This is a genomic window from Streptomyces sp. NPDC019396, assembly GCF_040632375.1.
Classification (GTDB): domain Bacteria; phylum Actinomycetota; class Actinomycetes; order Streptomycetales; family Streptomycetaceae; genus Streptomyces.
This window is the reverse complement of sequence record NZ_JBEYBS010000008.1, coordinates 251,889-266,387: the sequence shown is the minus strand read 5'-3', so window position 1 is coordinate 266,387 and position 14,499 is coordinate 251,889. Positions and strand designations below refer to the sequence as shown.

Annotated in this window: 11 protein-coding genes; 7 read left to right on the top strand and 4 right to left on the bottom strand. The window is 70.6% G+C overall.

Features of this window, described 5'->3' with window-relative positions; translation table 11 throughout:
- Nucleotides 1-185: 185 nt before the first annotated feature.
- Nucleotides 186-449 carry a WhiB family transcriptional regulator gene (locus ABZ532_RS12500; RefSeq protein ID WP_077974550.1) on the bottom strand — a complete coding sequence of 88 codons (264 nt, stop codon included), beginning with the start codon at nucleotides 447-449 and terminating at the stop codon, nucleotides 186-188.
- Nucleotides 450-1,184: 735 nt separating this feature from the next.
- Between ABZ532_RS12500 and ABZ532_RS12495 the strand changes: the two genes are divergently transcribed.
- From ABZ532_RS12495 to ABZ532_RS12485, 3 genes are read left to right on the top strand one after another with little or no spacing between them, the layout of a single operon-like run.
- Nucleotides 1,185-1,691 carry a cysteine dioxygenase family protein gene (locus tag ABZ532_RS12495; protein WP_361281637.1) on the top strand — a complete coding sequence of 169 codons (507 nt, stop codon included), beginning with the start codon at nucleotides 1,185-1,187 and terminating at the stop codon, nucleotides 1,689-1,691.
- A 34-nt stretch (nucleotides 1,692-1,725) separates the two neighbouring features.
- Nucleotides 1,726-2,682 (top strand): 2-phospho-L-lactate transferase, encoded by a 957-nt coding sequence (gene cofD / locus ABZ532_RS12490; protein ID WP_361281635.1) that lies wholly within the window; start codon nucleotides 1,726-1,728, stop codon nucleotides 2,680-2,682.
- Complete coding sequence (locus tag ABZ532_RS12485) at nucleotides 2,679-4,061, top strand: coenzyme F420-0:L-glutamate ligase (protein ID WP_361281633.1); 1,383 nt, start codon at nucleotides 2,679-2,681, stop codon at nucleotides 4,059-4,061. The genes cofD and ABZ532_RS12485 overlap by 4 nt, the downstream gene beginning before the upstream one ends.
- A gap of 77 nt (nucleotides 4,062-4,138) precedes the next feature.
- Here the strand turns inward: ABZ532_RS12485 and ABZ532_RS12480 are convergent, their stop codons facing one another.
- The 3 genes from ABZ532_RS12480 to ABZ532_RS12470 form a co-directional block, all read right to left on the bottom strand.
- Nucleotides 4,139-5,158 carry a DNA-3-methyladenine glycosylase 2 family protein gene (locus ABZ532_RS12480; protein ID WP_361281631.1) on the bottom strand — a complete coding sequence of 340 codons (1,020 nt, stop codon included), beginning with the start codon at nucleotides 5,156-5,158 and terminating at the stop codon, nucleotides 4,139-4,141.
- 49 nt (nucleotides 5,159-5,207) lie between these two features.
- Entirely contained in the window at nucleotides 5,208-6,299 is a 1,092-nt protein-coding gene (locus ABZ532_RS12475; RefSeq protein ID WP_361281628.1) for an NDP-sugar synthase, read from the bottom strand.
- Nucleotides 6,300-6,436: 137 nt separating this feature from the next.
- A complete protein-coding gene (locus ABZ532_RS12470) occupies nucleotides 6,437-8,050 on the bottom strand; it encodes a peptidoglycan recognition protein (protein WP_361281625.1) in 1,614 nt (537 codons plus the stop codon).
- 127 nt (nucleotides 8,051-8,177) lie between these two features.
- Here ABZ532_RS12470 and ABZ532_RS12465 point away from each other — a divergent pair, with 127 nt between their 5' ends.
- From ABZ532_RS12465 to ABZ532_RS12450, 4 genes are all read left to right on the top strand, one after another.
- On the top strand, nucleotides 8,178-8,933 hold the full coding sequence (locus tag ABZ532_RS12465) for a TIGR03089 family protein (RefSeq protein ID WP_361281622.1): 756 nt from the start codon (nucleotides 8,178-8,180) through the stop codon (nucleotides 8,931-8,933).
- A 111-nt stretch (nucleotides 8,934-9,044) separates the two neighbouring features.
- Nucleotides 9,045-10,637: an LCP family protein gene (locus ABZ532_RS12460; RefSeq protein ID WP_361281620.1), complete on the top strand. Its 1,593-nt coding sequence runs from the start codon at nucleotides 9,045-9,047 to the stop codon at nucleotides 10,635-10,637.
- Nucleotides 10,638-10,885: 248 nt separating this feature from the next.
- Nucleotides 10,886-12,637 carry an LCP family protein gene (locus ABZ532_RS12455; RefSeq protein WP_361281617.1) on the top strand — a complete coding sequence of 584 codons (1,752 nt, stop codon included), beginning with the start codon at nucleotides 10,886-10,888 and terminating at the stop codon, nucleotides 12,635-12,637.
- Between the two features lie 54 nt (nucleotides 12,638-12,691).
- A complete protein-coding gene (locus tag ABZ532_RS12450) occupies nucleotides 12,692-14,368 on the top strand; it encodes an LCP family protein (RefSeq protein ID WP_361281615.1) in 1,677 nt (558 codons plus the stop codon).
- Nucleotides 14,369-14,499: the final 131 nt, after the last annotated feature.

The window sequence follows — 14,499 nt, the reverse complement described above, 5'->3', positions numbered from 1 at the left end:
AGGTACGGGCCCTCCGGCCGGGGTCACCCCGCGAGGGGGCACTGAAGCGTCTGGGACGGGCCCCCACACTAACGGTAGGAGTCGGCGGTGGAGCCCCGAGCGCTGAGCTGGAGGGTCCGCAGAGGTCTGCGGTGTGGCCGGAGTGCACCGGACCGTGCTCCGGATGGCGCCGGATCGCATGTGATTCAGACAGCGGCCTTCTTCAGCCGGCGCCGCTCGCGCTCGGACAGACCGCCCCAGATTCCGAATCGCTCGTCGTTGGCCAGGGCGTACTCAAGGCATTCGGAACGGACTTCACAGGCCAGGCAGACCTTCTTGGCCTCGCGAGTGGAACCGCCCTTCTCGGGAAAGAAGGACTCGGGGTCGGTCTGGGCGCACAAGGCGCGCTCCTGCCAGCCGAGTTCCTCTTCCGCGTCCTCGACCAGCAGTTGCTGGAACAGCTCGGTCATGTGCGCCCCTCGTCTGTTTTTGCGTCCCCGTGAAGCAGCCGGTACCGATTTCGGCCGAACGACACGAGTGAAATTACAAGTGTGTGGATCCGGGCCAGTCAAGCCGAGATCTGCTATTGCGCCCCGTATTCACCCTGCGGAACCAAGGCCATGCGGAAAGTGTGCAAATCATAAGAAATAAGACAGCCACCATCGCCTCACCCTGCGCACCCCGCGCCCTCCGTTCTCCTCTCCTCAACGCCCACACCCCTCTCCTCAACGAGCCCTGGGCGAGCCGGTATGCACCGGCCCTCCGAAAAGGAGGACGCCGAAGCGTTCGATCTTGTTGCGATCCAGCCATACAAGCGATCCGGATCACAGTCTGATCACGAAGATCCGGCGGCGTTTGAGAGTGCGACTGCTGCGCCATGTCTCCGGCCTCACACGCGAGCAAACCTTTCTCCGAGCGGAGTAACCGGATGAGGTGAATCATTACCCCCAAATCGGTCATTGGGTTGACATCTTGAATCCTGTTGGCCACCTTGGAGGGCATGCCAGCGACCGCAGCGCCTCACGCGACCCACCTCCGTGGGTTCCGCCGCGCTGCCCTGATCCGCTGTTGCTGTTGCTGTTCCAGCTGTTGATGCCCCCAGCGCTCCGGCTCCCCCTCCCCGCTCGCCCCTTCCCGGGCTCCGCGGGATCCGCGACACCCCAGCACTGACTCGCTTCTTCTCTGCCGAGGAACCACCGCACCCCATGAACAGCAACAGCGACGTACAGATCGCCGGCGACATCCTCGAGGTCCAGCACCTCCTCCAGCCCGCACGGGAGCACCCCGCGACCGTGGCCGAGTTCGCCGGGCTCGCCCGCTCCATCGCCGCCGACCGCGGCCAGTGGGCCCATCTCGTCCAGTACGACGCCACCGCCCGCTGGTACCACCGGCTGCGCACCGGCCCCGGATACGAGGTCTGGCTGCTGTCCTGGGTGCCGGGCCAGGGCAGCGGACTGCACGACCACGGCCGGTCCTCCGGCGTACTGACCGTCCTGGACGGCGAGTTGACGGAACGTACGACTGCGGCCACGGCCACCCGGACCCTGGCGCCCGGCGCCCAGCGGGTGTTCGCACCCGGATATGTGCACGAGGTGGTCAATGACTCACTGGAACCGGCGGTGAGCCTGCACGTCTACTTCCCGGGGCTCACGGAGATGCCGATGCACACGGCCCACTGCTCCCCCGTCCACCAGGCGACCGTCACCGCCTGATCGCCACGCCGGTCGGCACTGACACACTGTCCTCATGCGCATTGTGGTTCTGGCCGGTGGTATCGGCGGTGCTCGTTTCCTCCGTGGTCTCAAGGCAGCGGCGCCCGAGGCCGACATCACGGTCATCGGCAACACCGGTGACGACATCCATCTGTTCGGGCTGAAGGTCTGCCCCGACCTCGACACGGTGATGTACACGCTCGGCGGCGGCATCAACGAGGAGCAGGGCTGGGGGCGTGCGGACGAGACCTTCCAGGTGAAGAGGGAACTCGCGGCGTACGGAGTCGGCCCCGAGTGGTTCGGGCTCGGCGACCGCGACTTCGCCACCCACATCGTCCGTACGCAGATGCTGAACGCGGGCTATCCGCTCAGCGCCGTCACCGAGGCGCTGTGCGCGCGGTGGCAGCCGGGCGTACGGCTGCTGCCGATGTCCGACGACCGGGTCGAGACCCATGTGGCCATCGAGGCGGACGGCGAGCGCAAGGCGATCCACTTCCAGGAGTACTGGGTCAGGCTGCGGGCCTCCGTCGACGCCCACGCGATCGTGCCGGTCGGGGCCGACCAGGCCAAGCCGGCCCCCGGTGTGATGGAGGCGATCGGAGAGGCGGACGTGATCGTCTTCCCGCCCTCCAACCCGGTGGTGAGCATCGGGACGATCCTCGCGGTGCCCGGCATCAGGGAGGCGATCGCGGACGCGGGTGTACCGGTGGTCGGCCTCTCCCCCATCGTCGGCGACGCGCCCGTGCGCGGGATGGCCGACAAGGTGCTCGCGGCCGTCGGGGTCGAGTCCACGGCCGCCGCTGTGGCCACGCACTACGGCTCCGGGCTGCTGGACGGCTGGCTTGTCGACACCGTGGACGCGGGTGCCGTGGCCGAGGTCGAGACGGCGGGGATCCGCTGCAAGGCCGTGCCGCTGATGATGACCGACATCGACGCGACCGCGACGATGGCGCGGGAGGCCCTGGCGCTCGCCACCGAGGTACGCGCATGACGTCGCCGACACCTGCTTCGCCTTCCCCGTCGCCGTCCCTGTCCGCCGCATCGCCGTCCACCCCGCCCGCGCCCTCGTCGCCGTCGTACCGCGTGTGGGCGCTGCCCGGGCTGCCCGAGGTCCGGACCGGCGATGACATCGCCAAGCTGATCGCGGCCGCCGAGCCGGGCCTGGTGGACGGTGACGTGCTGCTCGTCACCTCGAAGATCGTGAGCAAGGCCGAGGGACGGGTCCTCCCGGCCGGCGACCGCGAAGCCGCCATCGACGCGGAGACCGTACGGGTCGTGGCGCGGCGCGGGAACCTGCGTATCGTGCAGAACCGGCAGGGGCTGATCATGGCCGCCGCCGGTGTCGACGCCTCCAACACTCCTTCCGGAACGGTGCTGCTGCTGCCCGAGGACCCGGACGCCTCCGCCGCGCGCATCCGCGAGAGTCTGCGGGACACCCTCGGCGTCGAGGTGGGCGTCATCGTCACCGACACCTTCGGGCGGCCCTGGCGCACCGGCCTCACCGATGTCGCCATCGGGGCCGCGGGCGTACGGGTGCTCGACGATCTGCGGGGCGGCTCCGACGCACACGGCAATCCGCTGAGCGCCACGGTGGTCGCCACGGCGGACGAACTCGCCGCGGCCGGCGACCTGGTCAAGGGCAAGGCGGCCGGGCTGCCCGTGGCCGTGGTGCGCGGACTCGGACACATGGTCGGTGGACGGGCCGAGGAGGCCGACGGCGCACGCGCGCTGGTGCGGGTCGCCGCGGACGACATGTTCCGGCTCGGCACGTCGGAGGCCGTACGGGAAGCGGTCACGCTGCGCCGCACCGTGCGCGCCTTCACGGACGAGCCCGTGGACCCCGGCGCCGTACGGCGTGCGGTCGCCGCCGCCGTGACCGCCCCGGCACCCCATCACACCACCCCCTGGCGCTACGTCCTGCTGGAGTCCGCGGAGGCGCGGGTACGGCTGCTCGACGCGATGCGGGACGCCTGGATCGCGGATCTGCGGCGCGACGGCAAGTCGGAGGAGTCGATCGCCAAGCGGATCAAGCGCGGCGACATCCTGCGCCGTGCCCCGTATCTGGCGGTGCCCTGCCTGGTGATGGACGGCTCGCACAGCTACGGCGACGAGCGCCGGGACTCGGCGGAACGCGAGATGTTCGTCGTCGCGGCCGGGGCCGGGGTGCAGAACTTCCTGGTGGCGCTGGCGGGCGAGGGTCTGGGCTCGGCCTGGGTGTCGTCGACGATGTTCTGCCGCGAGGTGGTGCGCGAGGTGCTCGATCTGCCCGCCACCTGGGACCCGATGGGTGCGGTGGCGGTCGGACGCGCGGCCGAGCCGCCCAAGGATCGGCCGGGACGGGACGCGGAGACGTTCATCGCCGTGCGGTGAACCCCGCGTCGGTCGTGCGGTGAACGCCGTCTCGGAGGGACGTGCAGCGCTGAGCGCCGTCCCATCGGGACGACCGGTCAGAGGGACGCGATATCGCCGCGCGGCATCCTCGGCTGCCGGCGCGCCGGAGTGCGTCCGCTCAGCAGGATCAGCCGGGCGGCCCGGTGCCGCTGGCCCGCGTACGGCTCGAGGAGTTCCAGCATCGCGGCGTCGTCGGCGTCCCGGTCGCCCGCGAGCGCGTGGCCGACGATGCCGGGCAGGTGCAGGTCCCCGACGGTGACGGCGTCGGGGGCGCCGTTGCTGCGCTGGATGGTCTCGGCGCTGGTCCAGGGGCCGATGCCGGGGATCAGCTCGAGCCGCGCCTGGGCCTCCCCGGGGGCCATCGCGGCGGCCTCCTCCATGCGGCGGGCGACCCGCACGGCACGCAGGATGGTGGCGGCGCGCTTGTCGTCGACACCCGCGCGGTGCCACTCCCAGGACGGGATCACGGCCCAGCCGCGGGGCTGCGGCATCACGGTCATGTGCTCGGGCGCCGGTCCGGGTGCGGGCTCACCGTACTTCCGAACCAGCAGTCGCCAGGCGCGGTACGCCTCGTCGGCGGTGACCTTCTGTTCCAGGATCGACGGGATAAGGGACTCCATGACGAGCCCGGTGGCGGTCAGCCGCAGCCCGGGGCGGCGCCGGTGGGTGATCGCGACGAGGCGGTGACGGGGCTCGAAGGCGTCCGGGTCGTCGGCCTCCCCGAGCAGGGCGGGGAGCCGCTCCAGGAGCCACTCGGCGCCCGGGCCCCAGGCCTCGGCGTCCACGGCACCGCCACGTGCGGCCACCCGGAGGGTCCCGGGGCCCGCGGGGGTGAGGCTGGCTCGCCACACCGAGCCGTCCGGTGTGGTGCGGAACGTGGGGTCGGCGGGGCCGCGCCGCAGCGGACCGAGCACCAGTCCGAGATCGAGCGGCCCCGGCGGCACATAACGCCGCTCCCGGGCACCGGATGCGGCGGGCCGGGCCGTGCCCCTCGGACCCGGCACCGGCACGGCCGCCTCGCCACCGCGCGTGGTGGCGCGGGTCACGGGGGGACGGGGGGCGAAGCGTCCAGCCACGGGTCGTTTCCTCGCGGGTCCTCGGGGCGGTCGGGGGTTGCCTTCGAGGCTACTGGTCCGACGAGAAGCGGATCGACCCCGCGGGCAGCGTCGCGTCGCACCACACCCGGACGCCCTCGCGCAGTTCGTTGTCGGCGCCGATGACCGCGTCGTCGCCGACGACCGCGCCGGACAGCACCGAGCGTGCGCCCACCCTCGCCCGGGCGCCGATCAGCGAGTCGGTGACGACCGCTCCCGGCTCGATCACGGCCCCGTCGAGGACCGTGCTGCCGCTGATACGTGCGCCCTCGCCGACGGACGCGCCCTCGCCGACGACCGTACCGGCGGTGAGCTTGGCATCCGGCGCGACGGTGGCCGTGGGAAGGACCAGCCGGTCGCCGTGACGCCCTGGGACCGCCGGGGACGGGGCTCGGCCGAGTACGAGGTCGGCTGAGCCGCGTACGAACGCCTGAGGGGTCCCCAGGTCCAGCCAGTACGTCGAGTCCACCATGCCCTGGAGGTGGGCCCCGGAGGACAGCAGCTCGGGGAAGGTCTCGCGTTCGACCGAGACCGGCCGGCCGGCCGGGATGCCGTCGATTACCGAGCGGCGGAACACGTAGGCGCCCGCGTTGATCTGGTCGGTGACGATCTCCTCCGGGGTCTGAGGCTTCTCCAGGAAGGCCGTCACCCGCCCCTGCTCGTCCGTGGGAACGAGTCCGAAGGCCCTCGGGTCGGCCACCCGGGTCAGATGAAGCGAGACCTCCGCACCGGACCGCTGATGGGTGTCGACCAGGGCCCTGATGTCGAGACCGGTGAGGATGTCCCCGTTGAAGATCAGCACTGGCTCGTCGGGGCCGGACCGCAGCCGCGAGGCCACGTTCCGGATGGCGCCGCCGGTGCCGAGGGGCTCCACCTCGGTCACGTACTCCAGCTCGAGGCCCATCGAGGAGCCGTCGCCGAAGTACGGCTCGAAGACCTCCGCGAGGTACGACGTGGCCAGCACGATGTGCTCCACACCGGCCGCGCGCGCCCTGGCCAGCTGATGGGTGAGGAACGGCACTCCGGCCGCCGGCACCATGGGCTTGGGCGTGTTCACGGTGAGCGGGCGCAACCGGGTGCCTTTGCCGCCGACCAGGAGGATCGCTTCTTGAGCCTGGGTCAATGCCTTCTCTGCTTCCTGTTCCTGCTGGCTGTTCCTGCTGGGGGCCGGGCGATTCGTGCGTATGGCCCGCCAGTGTATGCAGCCTGTTCGCACAAATGTGTGCGGCGGTGCGGCGGTGGGGCGTGACGGGCGAGCGGTCAGCGGCCCTGGAGCCTCGCCGCCGTGCTGCGCGCCGTGGCGAGCTTGTTGTAGAGCCGGCCACCGGGGCAGTCCGTCGCGAATCCGTCACGGTGCCCGGAGATGACGTTGAGCCTGGCCTTGGTGCCCTTCGGGAACCTGTTGCCGCCGCCGGACGTGAGCAGCGTCGTCGCCTTCGGGTTCACCCCGAACAGCCCCAGCTTCCAGGCGGTGAGCCGGGCGATCGCGTTCACCGCGGCGCCGGACGGTTCGGCCGAGCTGAAGGTGCCGATGACCGCGATGCCCATGCTGTCGGTGTTGAACCCGAGCGTGTGCGCGCCCATGACGGGCTTGGTCACGCCACCGGCGCGTCCTTCGTAGATGTTGCCGCACTTGTCGACGACGAAGTTGTAGCCGATGTCCCGCCAGCCGCTGCTCACCACGTGGTAGCGGTAGATCCCGCGGATGACGGAGGGTGCCTGGGCACAGGTGTAGGTGTTGCCCGTCGCGGTGTGGTGCACAAAGGCGGCTTTGACCGTGTTCGTATAGATGAACTGCTTTTCGCGGAGCGACTCGTCCGCCCCCCAGCCCCTGCGGGTGACGATCGCGGGGCGGGGCCCGATGTAGGTCTTCAGCACGCTCGCGTCCGCCTGGGCTTCGGCCCCGCTGTCCGTCTCGGCCTTGGCCAGAGCGGGAATCAGATCGGCGCCCAGCGGCGCGAGATCGGCGTTCACGGCTGTGGCGGCGGCGGCTTCGGGCGTCATCGCCGCGAGCAGGGCGGCTTCGTCGGCGGCCTGCTGGCCCGGCACCGCGTTCGCCTCCTCGCCCGCGAGCGGGTCGCTCAGCGACTCGACCGGGTTCTCGGGGAGGACGGCGACGGCCGGGGGGTTACCGGGCTGCGTCTGGGGGGTCCCGGGCTGCGTCGCGGGATTACCCGGCAGCACCCCCAGATTGTCCGGCTGCGCCTGGGAGGTGCCCGGCTGCGTCGCGGGGACGGTGCCGTCTCCTGGCGCCGGACCGCCCGCACCGGCCGCACCGGCCGCCTCCTGCGCCCTCTCCGCAGCCGCTGTCTCCGGCCCCCGCCCCGGATCAACGAGCTCGACACGGAGCCCGGACGGCAGTCCCAGCACCTGGTCACGCTGTACTCCGGTACCGGCGCCGGTGACGATCCGCTCCGGAATGACCCGGACCTCGACACCGTCCGAGGCACCGACCCACAACGGCGCCGTCGCCCCGTGCACCCGGCCGCCACCGGTGCGCTCCACGGAGTCCGGGTCGGCGCCGTGCTGGTGGTCGTCCGCCTCGAGCGCCTGCCACGCGGACCAGCCGCCGGACCCCACGGCCCGGGTACGGACCTGGACCGCGCCGTGCAGCACGGCGTCGGGATCGTCCCAGACCACGCCGAGGAGCGAGAACGGCTGGACATCCCTCGGCGCGAGACCTTGCGCCTCGGCCGCGCCACCGGCCCGCTCCACACCGGGGATACGGGACAGCGGCAGGGACTGGGTGGAACCCGGCGGCTCCAGCAGGTGCAGGTTGGCCGCCGCCGCCGTTCCCGACTCCAGCGCGAGGACGGGAAGCACCAGCGCGGCGGTGCACACGACATTGATCGAGGAAGCAAGGAAGGCACGCATGAACACGATCTTTGAGTGCGCCACCAGCCCTCGCCGCCCGGGAAAATGACGGATCGTTGGCCCGACCGTGGGCGCCGTCACCGGGACAGCCGGGCCCCCTCCGACTGCGCGGCGTACCCTTGCGCGGATGAACCCCAGCGACCGCACCCCCGCCGACCTGCTGCGATCCGCCTTCGCCACCGACCAGGCACGCCCCTTGGTCACCTTCTACGACGACGCCACCGGTGAACGCGTCGAATTGTCCGTCGCGACCTTCGCCAATTGGGTGGCCAAGACGGCCAACCTCCTTCAGGACGGGCTCTCCGCCGAACCCGGCCAGCGGGTGGCGCTGCTGCTGCCCGCGCACTGGCAGAGCGCGGTGTGGCTGCTCGCCTGTGCATCCGTCGGTGTGGTGGCGGACGTGGGCGGCGCTCCCGAGACCGCCGACCTGGTGGTGAGCGGCCCCGACTCGCTCGACGCGGCCCGCGCCTGCCCCGGGGAGCGGGTCGCGCTCGCGCTGCGCCCGCTCGGCGGCCGGTTCCCACAGCCGCCCAAGGGCTTCACCGACTACGCGGTCGAGGTCCCCGGGATGCCCGACGTCTTCCACCCGTACGAGCCGGTCGCCCCGGAGGCACCCGCGCTCGCCGTCGCGGGCGGTAAGGAACTGACGGGTACCCAGCTCGTGGAGCGCGCCGGCGCGGACGCCGCACAGCTCGGTCTGACGGCCGGCTCACGTCTGCTGTCCGGACAGGCGTACGACACCTGGGAAGGGTTGTCCCACGGTCTGTACGCGCCGCTGGCCGCAGGCGGTTCGGTGGTGCTCTGCCGCAACCTGGACCAGCTGTCCCCGGAGGAGCTGGAGAAGCGCATGGAGAGCGAGCGGGTCACCCACCGCGCGCGGTGAGGTCCACCCGTACGGCGCACTGGCCCCCCGGGCCCACAGGCCGGAGCGCCGGGTCCGGGACATGATCGGCGGTACGTACGTACGGAGAACGACCGCGAGGATGGACCCCACGTGACGGACAGCGCCGGCGCGCCCGCCGAACCGGAGGACGAGAACACGGCCCCCGCAGCCGCCGCGGCTGACTCGGCTGCCGCGGACAGGGGCGAGGTTCCGGCTCCGCACACGGGCGGCGCCGTCGGCCCCGGACCCGGCGCCGACGGGGACGGCTCCCTGGAGAACGGGCTTCCGGGATCCGGCGGGGCAGCTCCGCGGCTGGCTCCCCCAGTGCCCCTCTTCGCCCCCGCGGACGTCGCCCCGTCGGGCTTCGGCACCGCCCGCGTCGGCCCCGGCGGAGCCGGGGCCGGGGTCGGTTCGGCGCGCATGGGCGCGGCCAGGATCAGACGCCTGGGGATCCGTTCGACGGATGGGTCCGGCATCGGGGGCAACGGGGGCGGCTCCGGGGGCGACGGCTCCGGCGGCAGCGGACCCGGTCCGAGCCCGGGAGGATCCGGGCAGAACCCGCGCCCGGGCCCCGGCCCCCGCAAGCGCCACCGGCTGCGCTGGATCGCCCTCGCGGTCTCCGTGATCGTGCTCGCGGTCTCCGCCGTGAGCTGGTGGTTCTACCGGAAGCTCGACAACAACATCACCACGGACATCACGGCCGCGGAGGAGCTGGCCCGCTACGACAAGGAGCGCCCGCTGCCCGCCGCCCACGGTGCGCTCAACGTGCTGCTCATCGGCTCCGACACCCGGGCCGGATCCGGGAACAGCTCGTACGGCAAGACCAAGGGCCAGCGGTCCGACACCACGATCCTGCTGCATCTCGCCCGTGACCGGCGCAGCGCGACCGCCGTCTCCGTGCCGCGCGATCTGATGGTGACCATCCCGAGCTGCCGTACGCCCGGGGGGACCCGTACCGCGTACCAGGTCGCGCAGTTCAACTCGGCCTTCTCGCACGGCGGCGCGGCCTGCACGATCCGTACGGTCGAACGCCTCACCGGGGTCCGAGTCGACCACCACATGGTGGTCGACTTCCGCGGCTTCAAGGACATGGTCGATGCCGTCGACGGGGTCACCGTCTGCCTGAAGAAGCCCATCGACGACCAGGACGCGCACCTCACGTTGAAGGCGGGCAGGCAGACCCTCAACGGGGAGCAGGCACTGGGCTTCGTACGCGCCCGCAAGACCCTCGGCAACGGCAGCGACACCGAACGCATGGGCAGGCAGCAGCAGTTCCTCGGCGCTCTCGTCAGCAAGGTGCAGAGCGACGGGGTGCTGCTGAACCCGGCGAAGCTCTACCCGGTCCTGGACGCGGCCACCAAGTCGATCACGACGGACCCCGGCCTGAACACCCTGAAGGACCTCTTCGACCTCACCCGGGCCATGCGGCACGTGCCGATGGACCGCGTGCAGTTCCTCACCGTGCCCCGCCAGCCGTACGCCCAGGATCCGAACCGCGACGCGCTGGTCGAGCCGAAGGCCAGCCAGCTCTTCGAGCGGCTGCGCAAGGACCAGCCGGTGGTGGTCGCTCCCGCGAAGGCCACGTCGAGCACCGACACGTCCACGGAGCGTGACCAGAACCAGGACGGCACGAGCTCCTCGACGAACCCGCGGGCGACGCCGACGTTCACCGGCACCAGTGCCGCTTCCGGCGGCTGCGCGTAACGCTTCGACCCCCGCGAGTAAAGCCGTAACCAAGGCACGGCCCACCGGTCCATGAGGTTTGGGCAAATTGCCCGGTTGTAAGGTGCGTGGAATTTGTCACGGACGTCGCCCGCCGCTGAGCTGGGCGGATAGTGTGACGCGATCCGGTGCAGGAGGGCTGCGAAGTCGCAGACAACCGGATCGAGAAACCGAGCGTCTTCAGGGGGGAAAGACGCCTCGCGTGGCACCGACGGAGGACGCAGACAACCGTGGACGCGCAGAGCCGTGGCCGGGCGGACGATATCGACCCCGCCGACCAGTGGGTACTCAACCCGCAAACTGGTAATTACGAATTGCGACTGGATCGCTCCGCAGGGCACTCGGTCGGCGGTCCCCGCTCCTCCGAGGCCACCCCTTCGAGAGCGGTCGGCCGCAGCAGCGCCACGCGGACCGCCGCCCCGAGGACGGACGTCCCGGGACAGCGGTCACGCGGCTCGTCGCACGGTGCCGAAGCGGCGGGCGGAGACATGCCCCCGACGCGCCCCGGCCGCCGCAAGCGCAAGCCGCAGAAGTCGCGCAAGAAGAAGGCGCTGATGTGGACCGGCGGCGTCCTGGGGTTCGTCCTCGTCGGCGTCTCGGTCGGCGCCTACCTCATCTACGACCATCTCAACGGCAACATCCGCTCGGTCGACGTGGGTGACGCGGCCAATGGCGGGGATCTCGCGGACGGGCCCATCAACATCCTGCTCATCGGCAGCGACATCCGCACCGGAGCGGGCAACGAGAGCTACGGAAACCGGGACAACACCACCGGTCACGCCGACACGACGTTCCTCTTCCATGTGTCCGAGGACCGCACCAACGCGACGGCGGTGAGCATCCCGCGCGACCTGAAGATCGACATTCCCGACTGTCCCACCAAGCAGCCGGACGGCTCGACGAAGATCATCAAGGGTTCGCCGGACACGAAGTTCAACGAGAGCTTCGGTGTGAACGGCCGCGACCCGGGCTGCACCATGCGCACGGTCAAGCAGGTCACCGGTGTCCCGGTCGATCACTTCATGATGGCCGACTTCAACGCGGTCAAGACCCTGACGACCGCGATCAACGGCGTGGACGTCTGCCTGAGCAAGCCCATCAAGGACGAGGGCTACTCCAAACTCGACCTGCCCGCCGGGGAGCACTCCCTCGAGGGCGAGCAGGCGCTCGCGTTCCTCCGGAACCGCCACGGTCTCGGCAACGAGAGCGACCTGGACCGGATCAAGATGCAGCAGCAGTTCGTCGCGTCGATGATCCGCAAGATGCGGACCGACGCCCTGAGCGACCCGGCGATGATGCTCGACCTGGCGGAGGCGGCGACCAAGGCGCTGACGGTGGACAGCGGGATCGGCGACATACCGAAACTCAAGGCCCTCGCCGACGAGATCAGGGGGATCGACCTCAAGAACATCGCGTTCATGACGGTCCCTGTGGTCGACAACCCGAACGAGAAGGTCAGGGCCACGGTGGTACTGGACCCGGACAAGGCCCCGAAGGTATTCACCGCACTGCAGAACGACGTGTCATTCACCGAGGTGACGAAGAAGCAGAAGGAGAAGGAGAAGGCCGCCAAGAGCAAGCAGGACGCCCTGCTCAAGGGCGCACGGGCCGACGCCTCCGACGTACGCGTCGACGTCTACAACGGAAGCGACACCAACGGTGCCGCGCAGGCGACCCTCAACTGGTTGCAGATCGAGAAGGGCGTGCTCAAGTCCTCGAACAAGAGCAACGCTCCGGAGAAGATCGCCAAGACCACTCTGGAGTACGCCCCCAACCAGGCCGATCAGGCCCGCACGCTCGCGGACTACATGGGCCTGCCCGCCGAGGCGCTCAGGCCCGGCACCGTGAACGCAGAGGGACGGCAGGCGATGGTCCTGACCCTCGGGGCCGACTTCAAGGGCGCAGGGGTGCCCATCACCGGTCCGGCGAAGGCGCCGGACGTGGAGAAGGTCGAAGCAGACAAACAGGTGTGTGCCAAGTGAGCCCGGACCACCGGGCCGCCTGGTACGCCTGACACGACTACAGGGGGACCTGGGGTGGCACAGAGCAGCGTGCGTGGGGAGGGGACGCGGGAGCGCGTCCCGCACGCAGACCAAGCAGACCAACACGGCTGGCACGACGGCCCACAGGAGGAGGGTGACGGCGAAGGATCCGGCAGCTCCGGTCCGGCGGCACGGACCGACGCACGGCGCCACGGCGGCACGCCCCGGAGCGGCCGGCGCGGCAAACGCCGGATACTCCGCTGGGTCGCCTCCGTGCTGTCCCTGCTGATACTCGGCACGGCCGGCGCCGGATACCTGTACTACCGCCACCTCAACAGCAACATCAAGAAGGACGAGCTCAACCTCGGCAAGAACCCGATGGCCGAGCACAGGGCGAACGCCGCCGGCCAGACACCGCTCAACATCCTGCTCATCGGGTCCGACGCGCGTAACTCCAAGGCCAACCAGGAGCTCGGCGGGGCCCGGGAAACCTTCGACGGACCGCCGCTCGCGGACGTGCAGATGCTCCTGCACGTGTCCGCCGACCGCAGCAACATGTCGGTGGTCAGCATGCCGCGGGACACCGTGCTGAAGATCCCCGAGTGCACCGAACGCGACACCGGGAAGACCTACAAGGCCACCGGCTGGAAGCTCACCAACGAGTCGCTCGACCGCGGCGGCCCCGGCTGCACGGTGGCGACCTGGTACCAGCTCACCGGCATCACCATCGACCACTTCATGATGGTCGACTTCGCCGGAGTGGTCTCGATGGCCGACGCGATCGGCGGTGTACCGGTCTGCGTCAAGGACAACGTCCACTCCCGCACCTCGGACGGCAAGGGCTCCGGTCTGAAGCTGGCCGAGGGCACGCACCCGATCAAGGGTGAGCAGGCGTTGCAATGGCTGCGCACACGGTACGGGTTCGAGGACGGCACCGATCTGGCCCGTACCCACGCCCAGCACATGTACATGAACTCGATGGTCAGGGAGCTGCGCAAGAGCACCAAGCTCACCGACCCGAACAAGCTCCGCTCCCTCGCCGAGGCCGCGACGTCCGCGCTGACCGTGGACACGGGCCTGGACACCGTGGGGAAGCTCTACGACCTCGCCGAAGAGCTGAAGCTTGTGCCGACCGGGCGCATCACCATGACCACGATGCCGAACTTCTACACCCAGCGGCCCGGTTTCGCGGGCAAGGTGGAGCCCAAGCAGCCGGACGCGGAGCAGGTCTTCCGGGCGATACGGGAGGACATCCCGCTGGACGGCAAGGCGTCCAAGCGCAAGGCCGCGGCGCCGTCGAAGGACCCGGCCGCCCCGGGCGCACAGATCGGGGTACAGGTGCGAAACGGCACCTATACCGATGAGTTGGGCGCCGCGCAGGGCCGGGCCACGGACATCACCGAAGTGCTCGCGGGCAAGGGATTCACCCGGGCCAGCGCGGGCAAGCAGCAGGCCGATCCGCTGGAGCGCACTGCCGTGTTCTTCCCGAGCGCCGAGCTGGAGGGCGACGCACAGGCGGTCGCCAAGGCTCTCGGCATCCCGGTCACCTCGGTGAAGAAGTCCACCGAGGTGTCAGGGGTGACGCTGGTGGTCGGCGCCGACTGGCGCGACGGCAACGCGTATCCGAAGGCGGCGGCCACGGACAACGGCAAGGCGCCGGAGTCGGCCCGCCCGCTCAACGGCGGTGACACCACGGCCTGCATGGACGTGCAGGAAGGTTTCACCTGGTAGCGGCGGAACGATGACGGCGGCCCGGACGCGTACGCGTCCGGGCACCCCGGCAACTCGATGGGGACCCACGAAAAGAAGTAGTTTGTTGCGGGGAACGCGCCCCCCACCACCCCAGCGGCAGGGGAATAAAA